This window comes from Flavobacterium sp. (assembly GCF_027484705.1).
Classification (GTDB): domain Bacteria; phylum Bacteroidota; class Bacteroidia; order Flavobacteriales; family Flavobacteriaceae; genus Flavobacterium.
This window is the reverse complement of record NZ_JAIXSL010000016.1, coordinates 254,911-272,672: the sequence shown is the minus strand read 5'-3', so window position 1 is coordinate 272,672 and position 17,762 is coordinate 254,911. Positions and strand designations below refer to the sequence as shown.

The 17,762-nt window shown below is 40.3% G+C and carries 16 protein-coding genes; 7 read left to right on the top strand and 9 right to left on the bottom strand.

The genetic code is table 11. From position 1 onward, the window contains the following. Nucleotides 1–35 precede the first annotated feature (35 nt). The 5 genes from Q0058_RS09825 (at nt 36) to yidC (ending at nt 6,488) form a co-directional block, all read left to right on the top strand. The gene (locus Q0058_RS09825) at nt 36–2,135 is read left to right on the top strand and encodes a LysM peptidoglycan-binding domain-containing protein (protein ID WP_298223392.1); all 2,100 of its coding nucleotides are present in this window, start codon (nt 36–38) and stop codon (nt 2,133–2,135) included. Further along, nucleotides 2,135–2,536, top strand: a complete 402-nt coding sequence (locus Q0058_RS09820; RefSeq protein ID WP_298223390.1) for an OsmC family protein — start codon at nt 2,135–2,137, stop codon at nt 2,534–2,536. The genes Q0058_RS09825 and Q0058_RS09820 overlap by 1 nt, the downstream gene beginning before the upstream one ends. Nucleotides 2,537–2,608: 72 nt before the next feature. Continuing rightward, nucleotides 2,609–2,839: a DUF3820 family protein gene (locus Q0058_RS09815; protein WP_298223388.1), complete on the top strand. Its 231-nt coding sequence runs from the start codon at nt 2,609–2,611 to the stop codon at nt 2,837–2,839. Nucleotides 2,840–2,950: 111 nt separating this feature from the next. Next, complete coding sequence (locus Q0058_RS09810) at nt 2,951–4,564, top strand: CTP synthase (RefSeq protein WP_298223387.1); 1,614 nt, start codon at nt 2,951–2,953, stop codon at nt 4,562–4,564. A gap of 25 nt (nt 4,565–4,589) precedes the next feature. Further along, nucleotides 4,590–6,488, top strand: coding sequence for a membrane protein insertase YidC (gene yidC, locus Q0058_RS09805; RefSeq protein ID WP_298223385.1), 1,899 nt, complete (start codon nt 4,590–4,592; stop codon nt 6,486–6,488). A gap of 68 nt (nt 6,489–6,556) precedes the next feature. On the opposite strand, the gene Q0058_RS09800 is transcribed toward yidC, so the two are convergent. The 8 genes from Q0058_RS09800 to Q0058_RS09765 all read right to left on the bottom strand — a co-directional run bounded on the left by Q0058_RS09800 (nt 6,557) and on the right by Q0058_RS09765 (nt 13,361). Then, nucleotides 6,557–7,912 (bottom strand): YHYH protein, encoded by a 1,356-nt coding sequence (locus Q0058_RS09800; RefSeq protein WP_298223383.1) that lies wholly within the window; start codon nt 7,910–7,912, stop codon nt 6,557–6,559. Nucleotides 7,913–7,928: 16 nt separating this feature from the next. Beyond that, the gene (locus Q0058_RS09795) at nt 7,929–8,555 is read right to left on the bottom strand and encodes a thioredoxin family protein (protein ID WP_298223381.1); all 627 of its coding nucleotides are present in this window, start codon (nt 8,553–8,555) and stop codon (nt 7,929–7,931) included. Nucleotides 8,556–8,558: 3 nt separating this feature from the next. Beyond that, nucleotides 8,559–10,283 (bottom strand): multicopper oxidase domain-containing protein, encoded by a 1,725-nt coding sequence (locus Q0058_RS09790; protein ID WP_298223379.1) that lies wholly within the window; start codon nt 10,281–10,283, stop codon nt 8,559–8,561. Nucleotides 10,284–10,352: 69 nt separating this feature from the next. Further along, nucleotides 10,353–11,372: a cytochrome c peroxidase gene (locus tag Q0058_RS09785; RefSeq protein WP_298223377.1), complete on the bottom strand. Its 1,020-nt coding sequence runs from the start codon at nt 11,370–11,372 to the stop codon at nt 10,353–10,355. Continuing rightward, nucleotides 11,369–12,058 carry an MbnP family protein gene (locus Q0058_RS09780; RefSeq protein WP_298223375.1) on the bottom strand — a complete coding sequence of 230 codons (690 nt, stop codon included), beginning with the start codon at nt 12,056–12,058 and terminating at the stop codon, nt 11,369–11,371. Before Q0058_RS09780 ends, Q0058_RS09785 begins: the two co-directional genes overlap by 4 nt. Next, nucleotides 12,051–12,527, bottom strand: coding sequence for a hypothetical protein (locus Q0058_RS09775; RefSeq protein ID WP_298223373.1), 477 nt, complete (start codon nt 12,525–12,527; stop codon nt 12,051–12,053). The genes Q0058_RS09780 and Q0058_RS09775 overlap by 8 nt, the downstream gene beginning before the upstream one ends. 1 nt (nt 12,528) lies before the next feature. Then, a complete protein-coding gene (locus Q0058_RS09770) occupies nt 12,529–12,792 on the bottom strand; it encodes a hypothetical protein (protein ID WP_298223371.1) in 264 nt (87 codons plus the stop codon). Nucleotides 12,793–12,812: 20 nt separating this feature from the next. Next, nucleotides 12,813–13,361 carry an RNA polymerase sigma factor gene (locus Q0058_RS09765; RefSeq protein ID WP_298223369.1) on the bottom strand — a complete coding sequence of 183 codons (549 nt, stop codon included), beginning with the start codon at nt 13,359–13,361 and terminating at the stop codon, nt 12,813–12,815. A 210-nt stretch (nt 13,362–13,571) separates the two neighbouring features. Between Q0058_RS09765 and fabG the strand changes: the two genes are divergently transcribed. Both fabG and Q0058_RS09755 read left to right on the top strand, forming a co-directional pair. Continuing rightward, entirely contained in the window at nt 13,572–14,318 is a 747-nt protein-coding gene (fabG, locus tag Q0058_RS09760) for a 3-oxoacyl-[acyl-carrier-protein] reductase (RefSeq protein ID WP_298223368.1), read from the top strand. Between the two features lie 110 nt (nt 14,319–14,428). After that, complete coding sequence (locus Q0058_RS09755; protein WP_298223366.1) at nt 14,429–16,456, top strand: hypothetical protein; 2,028 nt, start codon at nt 14,429–14,431, stop codon at nt 16,454–16,456. 9 nt (nt 16,457–16,465) lie between these two features. Here the strand turns inward: Q0058_RS09755 and Q0058_RS09750 are convergent, their stop codons facing one another. Then, nucleotides 16,466–17,749 carry an HlyD family efflux transporter periplasmic adaptor subunit gene (locus tag Q0058_RS09750; RefSeq protein WP_298223364.1) on the bottom strand — a complete coding sequence of 428 codons (1,284 nt, stop codon included), beginning with the start codon at nt 17,747–17,749 and terminating at the stop codon, nt 16,466–16,468. Between the last annotated feature and the right edge of the window lie 13 nt (nt 17,750–17,762).

Genomic DNA, 17,762 nt, shown 5'->3' with positions numbered 1-17,762 from the left:
AAAACCCAAATGTTAACCAAACTAAAAACACTATAATGAATCGATTTTTATTGTCTTTACTGGCCATCGTGCTGCTTTCCAACGTGATGTTTGCTCAGGATAAAAATTACACCAAACATACTGTTGCCAAAGGTGAAACGATCACTCAAATCGCCACAAAATATAGTGTCACGCCTTACGATATTTATCAATTAAATCCTGATTCTCAAAAAGGAATTAAAGAAAGCGATGTATTGCTGATACCAATTTCCAAAGTTAAAACCGCGGTGGTTTCTTCTACTAAAGTAGCCGCTAACAGAACCCACGTAGCGAAACCTAAAGAAACTTTATATAGCATTGCCAGAGATTATAACGTCAGCATTCCCGACATGAAAAGTCTCAACCCGGAAGCTTTCGCGAGTGGACTCAAAATTGGGCAGACTATAAAAATCCCTGATATGAGCGGCGATGTTACGGCACCAAAAGAAACACCGAAAGAAACACCGAAAGAAACCCCAAAAGAATCGCCAAAAGAATTGGTTGTAGAGACCAAACCTAATTCGGCTGTAGTCTCGCAATCGAATAAAGAGAACAGTGTTTTTCACATTGTCGAACCTAAAGAAACCAAATTCGGTATCGCTAAAAGATATGGCATCACAGTTCAGGAACTCGAGCAAAGAAATCCGCAGATTGTTTCAAATTTAACGGTTGGATTTAAACTGATCATTAGTGGTGTAACTTCCGCTGAGCCTGCCAAACCACAAGCTGAAAAACCTAAGCCGGTCATTACAGAGATTAAAGGAGATGAAATCGTAACCACCGAAACCATTCACACCTTAACCAAAAATGGCTATGCCAATTATGAAGTGAAGCAAGGCGATACGATGTACAGCCTGACGCAGTATTTCAATATCACAACAGAGGAACTTACCAAACTCAACCCGACTTTAAAAGATGGTGTGAAAAGCGGCATGATTCTAAAAGTTCCCGGAAGAGGAACCATCAAAACTGATGTTGGTGGAGGTGTAACTAAAGTAACTGATTCAAAAAGCGAAACGAAATCAATAAATAATAAAACGGTTGTAGTGAATACAACTAAAAAGCAATTGGTATTATTGCTTCCTTTTAACGCGGCTAAAATCCAAGGCGATACTTTAAAAACCATGGAAGTCCGTCTTAAAAAAGATGCGTTTTTAAACATGACATTAGACTTTTATTCGGGAGCATTGATGGCCATAGATTCTGCAAAAACACTCGGATTGAATGTAGACATTAAAATCCTCGATTCCGAAGAAAGTAAAATGAGTTCTAACGTTGAGAACGTCATCAAGAAAAACAACGTTGAATCTGCGGATGCCGTAATTGGGCCGTTCTACCAACAATACGTAGAAAAAGCAGCGGAACTTTTGTCCTATAAAAACGTTCCGGTCATTTCGCCACTGTCTAAAGAAATCGGTAAACCGTATTCTAATTTGTTCCAGGCCATGCCACCAAGCGATTTTGGTAAGATGGCGATGTTCAATTATATGATGGCTAAAAAGGGAAATATTATTGTGGTCAGCGATCCTAAAAAAGTGTACAATAAGGATTTAATCACCAAAAACTATCCTTCAGCGAAATTTGTAACCTTGCTCGATAACGGTGCTTTAGATGTTGCGAACCTCAAATCGCAATTCGTTAAGGATGTGATCAATTATGTTGTTTTAGATTCTGAAAGAACCGGTTTGATTTTAGGAACCACGAACATTTTGCTCAACGAAATGTCGAATTTCCAAATCCAATTGGTGATTATCGAACCGAATGACACTTTAGATTTTGAAGAGATTTCGATGAAAAGACTGACCATTCTCAAAATGCTTTATCCATCCTTGACGCGTGAAAACAACACCATTGAAGCTACTAATTTTGAAAAGAATTATAAGGAAATCAACAAAGTTTTCCCAAGCCAGTACGCCATTCGCGGTTTCGACGTTACTTTCGATACGTTGTTGCGCATCACTCAGGAAAGTTCATTCTTGAGTTCGGCGAATGATTCCAAATCAGAACAGATCGAAAGCAAGTTCGAGTACACCAAAAAAGGTACCGATGGTTATGTCAACAAAGGCATCTACATTATGGAATACCAAGACGATTTATCCGTAAAACAAGTAAACTAATGACTTCCAAAATAACTTATTTAGGCGATTTAAGAACGAGTTCGGTGCACTTGCAATCCGGAACTGAAATCCTTTCGGATGCGCCAACTGACAATCACGGTCGCGGAGAAGCATTTTCACCCACTGATTTGGTAGCGAATGCTTTAGGCAGTTGTATGATCTCGATTATGGCCATCAAATCAAAAGACCTTCATGTTGATTTGGTTGGTTCTACGGTTGAAATCACTAAAATCATGCAGCCCGAACCGCGAAAAATCGCTAAAATTATAGTGGTTTTGAATATGCTTATCGCCGTTGATGAAAAAACGAAAACCATTTTAGAACGCGTCGCAATGAATTGCCCGGTGTTGTTAAGCCTCAATTCCGATATCGAAAAAGACGTCACCTTCCACTGGAAATAAAATATTGAAATAGCTATAATAACCAAGCATTCGATACTTCTGATGCTTGGTTTTTTATTTTCGCACAACTGTATGAATCCTGACCAGAAAAAACTTATCGCGCTCGCGCATACCAAAATGCCTTTCGGGAAATATAAGGATTGGCATCTGATTGATATTCCCGAGTATTACATCGTCTGGTATAAAAACAACGGTTTCCCTAAAGGAGCACTCGGCGAGCAATTGCAGTTGGTTTACGAGCTTAAACTGAACGGTTTGGAGGAACTCATCCGCAACATTAAGAAGCAATATCCGAAGCCTTAATTTCTTGTGATAATTGTCAAATATCAATGGATAATTATCAATTAATAATCGTATTTTTGCGACGTTTTTTTACACAACTACAGCAACAACAACACAACAACAACCCACACAATGAATCAAACGAAATATATTTTTGTTACCGGCGGCGTGACTTCTTCCCTTGGGAAGGGAATCATCGCTGCGTCTTTAGCAAAATTATTGCAGGCCAGAGGTTATCGGACCACGATCCAGAAATTCGATCCTTACATCAATGTCGATCCCGGAACTTTAAATCCTTACGAACACGGCGAATGTTATGTCACGGATGACGGCGCTGAAACCGATCTCGATTTAGGGCATTACGAGCGTTTCCTCAATGTCCCGACTTCACAAGCCAACAATGTTACTACCGGACGCGTTTATCTTTCCGTCATTGAAAAAGAACGTCGTGGCGAATTCTTAGGAAAAACTGTTCAGGTCGTGCCTCACATCACCAATGAAATCAAGGAACGCATGCAACTGCTCGGCAATTCGGGCGATTTTGATATTGTGATTACTGAAATCGGAGGAACCGTCGGAGATATCGAATCTTTACCTTATATAGAATCCGTGCGTCAATTAGTTTGGGAACTCGGCGAAAGCAATGGGATTGTAATTCATCTTACACTTGTTCCGTTTTTGGCAGCCGCTGGCGAATTGAAAACAAAACCCACACAGCATTCCGTAAAAACCTTGATGGAAAGCGGCATCAAAGCTGATATTTTAGTTTGTAGAACCGAACACGAACTTTCGGATGAATTGCGTCAAAAATTAGCGTTGTTCTGCAATGTGAAAAGGGAAGCCGTCATCCAATCCATCGATGCTTCGACGATTTACGAAGTGCCGAATCTCATGCTCGAAGAAGGCCTCGATGTTGTGGCTTTAAAGAAATTGAATTTACCCAAAAAAGCTTCTCCGGATTTAAAGAACTGGAATGTCTTTTTACACCGATTGAAAAATCCAAAACACACCGTTAATATCGGTTTGATTGGCAAATATGTAGAATTGCAGGATTCGTATAAATCAATACTCGAAGCCTTTATCCATGCGGGTGCGGCGAACGAGACCAAAGTGAATGTGGTTTCCGTGCATTCGGAATACATCGATGATGAAAATATAGCCCAGAAAATGCAAGGCCTTGACGGGATTCTCGTAGCGCCTGGATTTGGTGAACGCGGCATCGAAGGAAAAATCGAAGCCGTGAAGTATGCGCGTGAACACAAGCTGCCGTTTTTCGGGATTTGTCTCGGAATGCAGATGGCCGTGATTGAATATTCGAGAAATGTGCTTGGTTACCATGATGCGAATTCCACAGAAATGAATCAGGGAACTTCCCATCCGGTCATCGATCTGATGGAAGAACAGAAAAGCATTACCGATAAAGGCGGCACGATGCGTCTAGGTGCCTGGAAATGCAACATCAAACCCAACACGCTGGCGGCTTCTGTTTACGGAAGAACATCCATTATGGAACGCCACCGCCACCGTTACGAATACAACTCCGATTATGCTGAAGCGCTTGAAAAAGCGGGTTTGATATCCTCAGGAATCAACCCGGACACAAATCTGGTGGAGATCATTGAGATTGCGGATCATCCGTTTTTTATCGGCGTGCAATACCATCCCGAGTATAAAAGTACGGTTGCCAATCCGCATCCGTTGTTTGTGAGTTTTGTGGGCGCCACCGTGAAAACAAAGAAGAAATAATTAATACAGTTTTATAAATACAATAATGGAAGAAAAAAAATTAGACCTCAATTCGATCATAGGTTTTGTACTAATCTTTGGTATTCTGGTTTGGATCATGTATCAAAACCAACCGACCGATAAGCAAATTGCAGCGGACAAAGCCAAAAAAGAATTGGTCCAAAAACAGGCCGAAGCCAAAAAAGTAAAACTTGCCGCACCGGTTTTCGTCAAAGATTCCACGGCGAATGATTCGACACAAATCGCAGCATTGAAAGCGACACTCGGAAATTTCGCTTATTCCGCAACGCTTCCATCGGCTAAGGAAAATTTCACCACTATTGAAAACAACCTGATCAAAATCACGGTCGCCAACAAAGGCGGTTTCATCACGGAAGCCACTTTGAAAAATCAGGAACGTTTCCACAAAGGTTCGGGTCAGTTGGTTTCTTTGATTAAGGATAAGAACTCGGATCTCAACATCACTTTACTCACGCAGGACAACCGTTCGCTCGCTACCAAAGATTTGTTTTTCGAACCGACTTTGACTAAAGTAGGCGAGAACCAGGTTTTGACTTTACACTTGAATGCCAGCGCCAACGAGTTTTTGGAATACAAATATGTGTTGAAACCAAACGATTATATGCTAGATTTTGACATCCGTTCGCAAGGTTTGAGCAAAGTATTGAATACTTCAAAACCGCTTGATTTAGAATGGAATATGAAAGCCTACCGCAACGAGAAAAGCATTGGTTATGAAAAGCGTTTTTCGGACATTCGTTATGAATATGAAGGCGGTAAAGATAACTATGTAGGTCCTGGAAAAGATAAAGAGGAAACTCCGGAAAAGGTGAGTTTCGTAGCTTTCAAACAACATTTCTTCTCTACGATCTTGCTCACTGATAAGCCTTTTGAAAAATCAAAATTGTATTCCAACGAATTGGTTTTGGATGAAAAAGTGGATACCGTTTACACCAAACAATTCACAGCCAACTTGCCGTTAGCGTTTAATAATGGTGAATTAGATTATAAGATGAATTGGTATTTCGGGCCCACCGATTACACGACTTTAAAAGCTTACGATAAGAACTTAGATAAAATCATTCCGTTAGGTTGGGGAATTTTCGGCTGGATCAACCGTTTTATCTTCATTCCGTTGTTCGGATTTTTGAGTTCTTTTATTGCTTACGGAATTGCAATCATCATCTTCACGATCATTATCAAAATTGCGATGTCGCCGATTACTTATAAGTCATTCCTGTCACAGGCGAAGATGAAAGTGTTGCGTCCGGAGATTACCGAATTGGGTGAAAAGTTCAAGAAAGACCCGATGAAAAAACAACAGGAAACGATGAAGCTTTACAACAAAGCCGGCGTCAATCCGATGGCGGGTTGTATTCCTGCACTGATTCAGATTCCGTTTATGTATGCTTCGTTCCAGTTCTTCCCATCAGCATTTGAACTCAGACAAAAAGGATTCTTATGGGCCGATGATTTGTCTTCGTTTGACCAGATTGCCAAATTGCCATTCCACATCCCGCTTTATGGCGATCATATCAGTTTGTTCCCGATTTTGGCGGCGATTGCGATTTTCTTCTATATGAAAATGACTTCAGGCGACCAGCAAATGGCCGCTCCACAACAAGAAGGCATGCCGGATATGGCAAAGATTATGAAGATCATGATTTACGTTTCGCCGATCATGATGTTGATTTTCTTCAACAGTTATGGCGCAGGATTGAGTTTGTATAACTTCATTTCGAATTTGATTACCATTGGAATTATGTTCGTGATTAAAAATTACATTGTTGATCCAGAGAAAATTCATGCTCAGATTCAGGAAAACAAATTGAAGGAACCGAAGAAACAAGGCAAGTTCCAGCAAAAACTCCAGAAGATTATGGAAGAGGCCGAAGCCCAGAAAGCACAGCAAAAAAAGAAATAAGTTTTCTATATATGAAAAAAGCCCAGTCTATTGACTGGGCTTTTTTATTTGTAAAATTTGGGTTGATATTATTTATCAATGACCACTTTAAATATTTTTGAATCTTTTTGATCTGAAATCCGCACAAAGTACAAACCGTTATAAACCGTATCGGTTTCAATGATGCTCAAAGTACTGCCTTGAAGAATTTTTCCGGTTTTAACTATTTTGCCTAGTTCATCAATTAACTCAATATTCAAATCATTGTCAACCATTGGTGTCTGGATCGCAATAAATTCCTGAGCAGGATTGGGAGCAATGATCACTTTAAAGCCAGCATTTTCAAACGAATTTGTTGCCAGTGCAGGATTGTAAGTGGTTGTGCCCGCCGGTACTGTCGTTACAGTCGTTGCTGTTTTATTTCCGTAAAAAGTAGGGCCAACTACGTAAGGGTAAGCTGAATTATGATTGGCATCTACTGTGGCAAAGTAACAATAAATCCCATTCGGATATAATGAAACCGGATATTCCGGAGTGTTGCAAATTCTTCCATTGTGTTCGTCCAGATACGTCGGATCACCGGGATGTGCCACATATTCATAATCTTCACGGAAGTAACCGTTAAAGTAAGTGGCGTTCACCGCTGGTCCGTTTGTTCTGGTGGTATTGGTTCTTAATTGATAACTTGATTTCATTCTGGTAATATCGCCAGTTCCATCAATGTTGGTGTAGGCATAAGCGCCATAAATTGGAAAACCATCATAAGCAAAACCCAATAACGGAGCATGTTGCGAAGGATTGATCACATACAAACCATCCGAAGGATACGTGTCGCAAACATTTGAAATTACGGTCAAATCTAAATTGAAAGCACTAGGGTTTTGATGGTGATGATAATTCCCCATCGCCGGATGTGCTTTGGCGCAATCAAATCCTGCCTTTTCGGCTGGAATCGCATCTCTGTTCCAGGCTTGGGTTGCTGTTGGTCCTCCTGCACAGGGTGGATTTCCTGGCCCGCCGCACAATGCATTGGTGGTAGCACTCCAAGCCACGCCGTCACGATAATCGAATAAGGCGACGCCATTTTTGAAGATTCCAATATTGCCTCCGGTTGTGGCTGTTGGCGTTCCTGTATTTTGCGTTGGATTTAAAGAAATTTTAAAGATTTTGTTCTGAGCCGTAGCCAACGATGGATTGCCATCCTGAAAGGGTCCGGTAATATAGGCTGGTATTCCTGTTGCTGCCACGTAAACCCAATTCGCATCGTACTTAACAGATTGCACATTGGCCAATACCGCATCGGTAATGGGAGTAGGGTTTCCTGTAATATAATGACGGCCTGTAATTCCGGTAGTATTTTGAAGCCAACTGGTAATAGCAGGATTGGTTTGTGCGAATGAAGTACAGCTGATCGCGAGTAATAAAAAGGTTAGTTTTTTGCCCATAGTCATAAAGTTTTTGTTAGTTCATTTTTTGTTTTTCTCCTCTGTAATATATTCTGCAACCGAAAGAATCAGATTTCGATTGCGATACTTTTTTTCCAGTTAGCAATTCATCAACGGCATCAGTTACAAAATGATGTTGCGCTTTTTCCGGTTCGCCCGCATTATCATCTATGGCGCCTTGGTATTTGACGATGAAATGGCCAGATTTGTTTTTCCAGATTACAAAGGCTTGTGGCGTGTTTTCAGCCTTAAATTGTTTGGCGACGGCTTGGCTTTTATCCTGTAAATAAGGGAAAGTAAAACCATCCGCTTTGGTTTTCTTTTTCATTTTCGCAAACGATTCTTCGGCATAAGTTAAGGTATCCATCGAATTAACGGCGAGTAAATAAATTCCTTTCGATTTGTATTTTTCGTTCATTTGATTCAAACGTTTCGAATAGAATTTTGCCATCGGGCATTTATTGGATAGAAAAACCACCACAAACCCTTTAGCATTTTTGAAATCTGAAATCGAAACCCATTGATTGGTCGTCGCACTTCGAAGTTTGAAATTCGTGATACTTCGCTCTTTTTTGGGAACAGTAAAACCAGAAATCCCAAAGAAAAGTGTGATCAACGTTAAATAAATTAAGCGATTTCTCATTTTTTATTGCTTCACGAATTTTTGGGTGTTGACACTTTTGGTTTTCTTATCCATCATTTGAAACACATAAACTCCTGATTCTAGCGAAGAAATATCAATCCCGTTTTGCCATTGCGGTTGTGGAAGCATCATCACGACACGACCAGTAATAGTAGTAATCGTCACATAATAGATTTCAGTATTGGAATCTTTCAAAGCGACAAAAAGTGTCTCATTGCTCGGATTGGGAAACAGCGTAAACGCATTGCTGCTGCTGAAGGTGTCGTTAGCCAATGGCGCTGTAACAATAAATTGCCCCATCATGCCACCATCTTCGTGGCCCCCAAAATGACAATGATACATATACGGATGCGTGACATCGGCATCGGCAAAATCATCAAACTTTCCAACGAAAGTGACCGATTCGTTTCTAGGCACATAAAAAGTATCTTTCCAGCCGGATTCGTGCGCACCAACATTTGCGGCCGAACCATTCCGCGCAACAATCTTGAATTCAATATCATGAACGTGAAACGAATGCCCGAAAATTGCGTTGTTGGTGACGGTCCATTTTTCGACATCATTGAGGTTTAAGGTTTTATCGATGTAGTTCAACACGAAAGGATGGTTGTCTAAACTGAAAGGCGTTGGTCCTTGACCGCCCGTGACAGCAATGGTTCGATTTACCGTAGCATCAGTTGCCGTCCAATAAGTATTTGTCGCTAACGTTGTTGGTACGGCTGTAATTGGCGCCGTTGTAGTGGTTGTGGCTCCTACATTTATATGCAATACTGAAAAATCCGTATTGTTTAACAAGCTTCCGAATTGCCCTGAAGTGTTGGGTTCTCCGCCCGGAAATCCTAAAGCCAATCCTGAATTATAAGCTTTCAAATCGACACTCGAACCGATAGCATCGTTTCCTAAATTGACCAGGATTTCAACGCGTTCCCCAACCATTAATTTTACTCTATTGGTTCCGGTAATGGCTACAGGAGCATTCAATAATCCGCCATCATTGGCAATGATGTAAAAGGTTCTGTTGTCGCTGAATCCTAAATTGTAGCCTCGTTCTATTTCCGCATTCAAAATTCGCAAACGCACGTATTGTTTTGGTAAAGTGTATTGCGCTTTCGGCGTTCCGTTGGTTAGCATATAATCGCCATAAACACGATTCGAAGCTGGTGGCGTAACAAACGTATTGGTAGTCGCATTATAACTTCTGCTGGTCAGTGCCAAAACGATATCGTCAACACCATAAGTCCGTGGCAAAGCTAAGGCACTTTCCTGAGGATCATTCACAATGATAAAGCCGCCAACACCTTTGGTCATTTGCGCTTGAGTAGATTCATGCAAATGCGGATGATACCACAGCGTAGAAGCCTGATTCATGACCGTCCAATAAGGTTGCCAAAGCGTTCCCGAAGGAATGATCTGATGCGGGCCGCCATCCATTACAGCCGGTAAATGCATACCATGCCAGTGCACCGTTGTAGATTCGTTTAAATTATTCGTCACGTTCATATGCACTTCCTCGCCTTTATTGATAAAAAGCGTTGGTCCCCAAAAAGTCTCATTGTTTAAAGCGCCGGTAATCGTCTGGTTTCCGGTTACCAATTGCTTGGTGGCTTCATGAATATTAAGGTTGAATGTTGTGCCGTACAAGGCTTCGGGCATCGACATAGTATTGTATTGCGCCTTTGACACAAACGATACTAATAAGAGACTGACTAAAGAAATGTTTATTTTCATATTGCTTTTGGAGGTGTTAGTTAGGCTTTAGACGATTGTTTTTTTCGATTCGTGCGCTGCGGTATAAAATTATTTCGGAAATGAAAATCTCGGGTTCGATAAAAACTCAGTATCAGTCAGGGTTTTCATAAATGCCACCAAATCGACGCGGTCGTTATCGGACAAACGCAGCGGTTCAGCAAGTTCTTTCGGAATGCCATTATTTTTTTCGATCGAATTATAATGTTTAACAACTTCCGTCAAAGTCTTAAATCTGCCATCGTGCATATACGGAAACGTAAACTGGACGTTGCGCAAAGTGGGTACTTTAAAACGCAGATAATCTTCTTCTTTGTTGGTGATTTTTATGCGCCCGAGATCATTCAAAGTCGGATCGATTGACAAGCCATTGTTTTCAAATTTATCGCTTGCAAACAATGGTTCTGTATGGCACGAAGCGCAATTTCGTTTGAACAAATTATAACCGTTTTGTTCTTGTGACGAAAAACTTTCCTCATGCCGCATCACTTTGTCGTATTTGGAATTCGACGAAGTTAGCATCAACATGAATTGCGACAAAGCCTTTAAAGTCAATTGCCCAGTGATTTTTGAAGTTCCGAAAGCTTCGCTGAACAAGTGTTGGTATTTTTCGCTTTTTTGAAGTTTGCTCACGACATGTTCTAAAGTTTCGTCCATTTCTACAGGACTCGTGATGGGATTCAGCGGTTGCACATCGAGATGATTCGCGCCGCCGTCCCAAAGGAAATCTTTTTTCCACGCAAGGTTGATGAGTGCCATGGAATTTCTCGTACCGATTTTTCCATCTATACCGTGGCTTAAATCGTGATCGACGTGTGTAAATCCTGTGGATTGCAAATGGCAACTCGCGCATGAAATCGTGCTGTCGCGCGACATAATCGGGTCGTAAAACAAATGCCTTCCCAATTGGAAACCTTCTTCGGTGATCGGATTATTAGAAAAATCGTAATGCGGTTTGGGCCAGTTTTTTGGAGATTCAAAATAGATTGGCGTCGTTTTTTTGACAGCAAAAGCCACGCAAATAAAAACGATTACGACAAAGACAATACTATTTTGATACTGGATTTTCATTCGAGGCTAAACATTTTAACCGCAACATCTGCAAGCTGCATCGCGCGCTTTCCGGGAATCATGATGCTGTTGGTTTCTGAAAGCGGAACTTCAGCAAAGAAAGCGGCTGCATTCACGTCGACATCAATTGTGGCGCTGTTTTTCGGAGCGTTTAAAGTAACGATGCGCAACGCATTATTAGGTTTCAAATAACCGCCAATATGAAACTGGAACTGGTTCTTTCTGGTTTTGCAGCTCATACTTTTACCTTCGACTTTCATATTGATGTAACCGCTTTGCCACGCCCAATACATGCCTTTCGCTGGATCTAAATCGCCTGATAAAGCGCCGGAAACGTTTGATAAACTATCAACGCCAATGGAAAAATTGACGAATTTGATTTCTTTTTTTTGATTTAAACCCAATGTAATTTTTTGCGACGCCGGTAATTCAATATCTACAAGATGACTTCCTTTGGTTTTTATGCTGGAATTGTCGGCATAATGTATTTCAATATCTGTCACATAAAATCGAAACGTTTCAAGCTGCAAAGTGTCGTTTTGTTTTGAAATGTATTTTTGATTAGGAACAATCGAAGCCTTATCGAACTTCAAATGAAACTGCAACCGCAAAGAATCCTTTTCCTGAGCTGATGCATGCAGGAAAAAAAGAAAGCAAAACAAAGCGGCAAGTTTCCATCTAATCATGTGGCGCTCTCGGTGGTTTTGGTTTGGAGAACAATTCCGCCAACGATTCGGTCAACTCATTATAATATTGTATTTGATTGGGCTTGCAAATCGTTTTAATATCCCGGAAATGTTTGAAATGCGTCTGCTCAATCTGTTTTTGGTAACCGGCAATAGCGTTGATTAAACTATCTTCTACTTTCGCATCAACGTTTGTTTTTAACAGTTGAACGTAAAGCTGGTTTTTGGTTTCGAAAATCTTCTGATCGAGCGCATCAATCGTGCTTCGGTGCCAATGAATTAGTTTTTCATATTGAACCGTTTGCTGTCCATCAAAATGCAGTTTTTCGACAATCAGTCTTTTTGGGCCTTCGCCATGATGGTGCGAACCGTGACGCATCGGACCATTATATATTAGAAACGCGAGCGTGCCGACATTGAGTAACACCAGCACGATAATCACAATCGTTAAAAGTTTTGTCTTGCTCATTTTAGTAGAGTTGGTTTGATTTTGAAAGATCGTTGGCGATTACTTCGGTAGCTGTTTTTTCTTTTTTGGATGTTGAGAACACGAAAGTAATATTAAGTGTCACCAATAGGAGTAAAGTGGCCGCTGCCATCCAAACCCAACGCATTGAGATATTTTCGGTTTGGATGCTGTTTTGGATTTTGGCGAAAAGGCGCGCATCAGGAATTGCAGGCTTCATGCCGGCTGTGCTTTCCAATACTTCGTTGATCCATTGTTCTTGTTCCATAGTGCTATAGACGAGTTTCGTTATTTTTTCTTGCGGTATGCTTCGAATTTTTTTGCTAATTTTTCTTTCAATGTAGCTTTGGCTCTGAAAATCAGCGATTCTACGGAAGAAACACTGAGTTGCATGATTGCTGCAATTTCGGGATTTGATAAGCCATCAATTTTGGAAAGGATAAATGCCGTTTTCTGGTTTTCGGACAATTCGTTGATGACCGCGTAAAGTTGTGCGGCTTTTTCCTTGTTTTCGAGTAAAATTCCAGGATGCTCGAAGTTCGAACTGTTCAGATATTCAGCTTCATTCTGGCTTTTGTTGCCGAAAATAAAAAGGCGTTTCTTGCTGTTTTTGTGCTTGATGAAATCTAGGCTTTTGTTGATCGTGATGCGATATAACCAAGTTTTGACGGAAGATTTTTCCTGGAATTTTTCTAACGAACCGTGAACCTGTACGAAAACATCTTGCGTAATTTCTTCGGCGTCTTCAATATTCTGGACGTAATGCAATGCGACATTGTACACCAATATATGGTATTGATTGTAAATGTTTTGGAAGTCAATCGGATGGCGCATCATGGCCGCAAATTAACGTTTTTTTGCTCAAATGTATTTTTTAAATCACGTAATTGCCAGTCGATATTTTTTTTGAAACCACAAATAGTGCTATATTTGACGCACGTAAAATAGCCCTGATCGCAACGGAAATCCTTTTGTTCTGGGGTTCAGAACAAAAGATTGAGAGTGTAGAGCAGGATTAGCTTCTAAATAAAAAAAGAATATTAAGATATGAAATTACTCGAAGGAAAAGTAGCCATCATCACCGGAGCCAGCCGTGGCATCGGAAAAGGAATCGCAGAAGTGTTCGCCCAACATGGCGCCAACGTAGCATTCACTTATAGTTCATCTGTAGAATCAGCACAGGCATTGGAAAACGAATTGAACGCTTTAGGCATCAAAGCCAAAGGTTACCAATCGAACGCAGCAGATTTTAATGAAGCGCTAGCCTTTGTGGATGCGGTTTTGGCAGAATTCGGAACGATTGATATTTTAATCAACAACGCCGGAATCACTAAAGACAATTTGCTGATGCGTATGTCTGAAGAAGATTTTGACAAAGTGATTGATGTGAATTTGAAATCGGTGTTCAACATGACCAAAGCGGTTCAGAAAACGATGTTGAAAAACCGAGCTGGTTCTATCATCAATATGAGTTCGGTGGTTGGTGTGAAAGGAAATGCTGGACAAACGAATTACGCAGCTTCGAAAGCGGGTGTGATTGGTTTTACGAAATCAGTGGCTTTGGAACTTGGGTCGAGAAACATCCGTTGCAACGCGATTGCTCCGGGATTCATCGAAACGGAAATGACAGCCAAACTCAACGAAGATGTGGTGCAGGGCTGGAGAGACGGAATTCCTTTAAAACGCGGCGGAACTACTGAAGATGTAGCAAATGCGTGTTTGTTCTTCGCTTCGGATATGAGCGCTTACGTGACCGGACAAGTGATGAATGTGGACGGCGGCATGCTGACATAGAAATTATTTTAAATGATGAATTTTAAATTTTGACACGAGCGCGAGCGAACTGGCGAAGCAATTTAAGACGTCATCATTCAAAATTCAAAATATATAATTCAAAATAATCCATGACTACAAGCACTATTTTATTGCTATTACTGTCTTTATTCATAGCGGCGGGTTTGTCATTTTACCAATATTTTTACAAGGTCAAAATCCGGACAAGAACGTACTGGATTTTGGCTTTTTTGCGTTTTGTTTCGGTCTTCGGCGTGTTGCTGTTGCTGATCAATCCGATACTTTCTCGGAAAACTTTTGAAGTTATTAAGACGCCGTTGCCGATTGTGGTGGACAATTCGAGTTCGATTACAGATTTGAAAGTGGATGCGACGGTTAAGGAACTGCAACAGAAGTTAGCTTCCAATTCGGCTTTGAAAGACAAATTCGACTTGCAGTCTTATCGTTTTGACAACGAGTTCGAATCTTCAGAAACGTATGATTTTAAAGGAAAGCAGACCAACATTGAAGAAGTTGCTAAGAACCTCAAAAGCATATACAAGAATGCGGTTTTTCCAACGGTTTTGATTAGTGACGGAAACCAAACTACCGGTAACGATTACGTTTACAGTTTTGATGCTACGAACAAAGTTTATCCTTTAGTGGTGGGCGATACGACTACTTTTCTGGATTTGAAAGTAAGCCAGCTCAATGTGAATAAATATGCGTTTCACAAGAATAAATTTCCGGTGGAAGTATTTTTGAATTACTCGGGAACGAAAAGCCTTAATGCGAATTTTAAGATCTCGCAGGGAAATTCGACTTTAGCGACACAGACGATTGCTTTTTCGCCTTCGAAGAAATCAGCGGTTGTGAATGTTTTGCTTCCGGCGAATCAGGTCGGATTACAGATATTCAAGGCTTCGATAACTTCTGGTGAAACGGAAAAAAATACTTATAACAATACCAAGAATTTCGCGGTTGAAATCATCGATCAGAAAACGAATATTGCGATTGTCACGGAAATCAATCATCCCGATGTCGGTGCTTTAAAACGCGCGATAGAAAGTAATGCGCAGCGAAAAGTAACGATTGTTAAACCTAATGATATCAAATCTTTAAGCGATTATAATGTTTTGATTTTATACCAACCATCGAGCAATTTCAAACAGCTTTTCGAGAACAACAAGCTAGCTGGAATCAACACTTTTATCATTACCGGAATCAGCACAGATTTCGCTTTGTTGAACCAGCAGCAGAACAATCTGGTGTTCAAAATGAGCGGGCAACGCGAGGATTATTCGGCGCAATACCAATCGCAGTTCAATTTGTTTGCTTTGGATAATATCAGTTTTGAACAATTTCCGCCTTTGCAAAACGCTTTCGGAACGGTTACTACCAATAGCAATGTTTCGGTATTGCTTTCTTCGAGCATCAGGAATATACAAACTAATGCGCCTTTGTTGGCTTTTGCGGAAAATCAGGGAAAACGTTCGGCTTTTTTGTTGGGTGAAAATATCTGGAAATGGCGCTTGCAAAGCCATATCGATACCAAATCATATGAGCAATTTGATGTGTTTGTGGATAAGATCATTCAATATCTGGCTTCCAATAATTCGAAGAAATCTTTAGTCGTTAATCACGAAAGCTTTTACAATTCGGGCGATGCGATTGAGATTACGGCGCAATTCTTCAATAAGAATTACGAACTCGACGATAAAGCGCGTTTGACGATTTCCGTGACGAATAAGAATACGAGAAAAGTAAAACAATACGATTTGCTGAAAAGCAACAATGCTTATAAAGTCAATCTCGACGGGCTTGCGGCAGGTCAATATACTTTTTCGGTGAAGGAATTGAACACGAATACAGTTTATAACGGCTACTTTGAAATTCTCGATTTCGATATTGAAAAGCAGTTCGTGAATCCGGATTTGAACAAACTCCAACAACTCGCGACGCAAACACAAGGTCAGGTTTATATGCCGAATCAGGTTGATACTTTGATCAAAAGTCTACTCGACAATACGTCTTACAAAGCGATTGAGAAAGCGATTGTCAAAAAAACACCATTGATTGACTGGGTTTGGCTGTTGGTTTTGGTGGCGCTTAGTTTGGCTGCTGAATGGTTTGTGAGGAAATATAATGGGTTGTTGTAAATTGTGCGGTTATCTTTTGAAAAGATCACGAAATTGATATAACAAACGCTCTAACAAGCGTAAATCTTCAGTAACAATATCAGCGCTCCCAGACATTTCTTGTTGAAAAACGATTTGTTTTTTATAAGAAGTTTCTATACCGTTGGGCAATGAAACATCAATCAGCAAATTACCATCTTTGTCGGGGGTTAAGGAAATCGTTTTTATTTTGCCTTTAATAATTCCGAACTCCCTATCGGGATAATTGGCTAACCGAATGTTGACATCCTGTCCGGGTTTTATTTTTCCTGAATTTTGCGCCAGCGCTGTTACTTTACCAATATAGCCATTTTCATTGGTCGGTATTACTGCAAAAACATTGTCGCCTGTAATTACGGTTTGGTTTTCTGTCCATACTTTTAAGAAGGTTACTTTACCGTTTATTGATGAACGTAGAACATAATTTAGTTCCCAATCTTTGATTGCTTTTTTGAGCTGGAAAAAGGCTTGGATTAAATTTCTCTCAAGATTTACATTCTCTTTGTTCTCGCTTATTTCGTTGGTTCTTTTGTTTCGGTTTAATTCGTTTAAGTCTGATTTTAGTGAGGAAATAGTGCTCAGTAGATTTTTATAGCCTTTTTCGGATTGCAGGTAGGCTAATTTGTGTTTTTCCAATTCCTGAGAAGCAACGATTCCTTTATTGAATAAGGTTTGGTAACGCTGCAGGTCTAATTTATCAAGTTCCAATTCATTTTGAGTGATGCTTTTTTGGGATTCCAATAGATTCAATCGCTCTTTTAGTTGTATGGCTTCCATGATATTTGCTGTTCCTTCAACTTTATAAGGTTGTAGTTCATTATTGAGTTCATGCACTGAATATTCTTTTTGGAATACCGCAAATGCATTTTCTATATCGCCAAGTTGGGCAGAAGATACCAATTGGAAGGGAAAACTACTTTTATTGATGTCAATAGTATCGGTAATGCTTTTGAGCAGGAATACATTTTTATAATCTGCTGTATTTTCAATTACGGCAAGCGGCGTGTTTTTAGTAACCATGGCCCTGTCCTGTACAAGCAGTGTTTCAATTTTCCCTGAAGTTTTAGTCACCAATTTTTGAGGTGGATTCGTGGTGGTAATTATTATCTGCGTAGTAATGATATCCGGGTAACGAATGATCCAGGACACCAAGAAAGCACTAATGAGAATAGTAAAAATAACGACATTGCCCCAACGAATCATCCAATGCGGCATTCGCGTGAGTATTTCCTGAACTTCTTCACTTCTTAATTCGAGCTCTTTATTTATTGGCATTTCTATTCTTTTT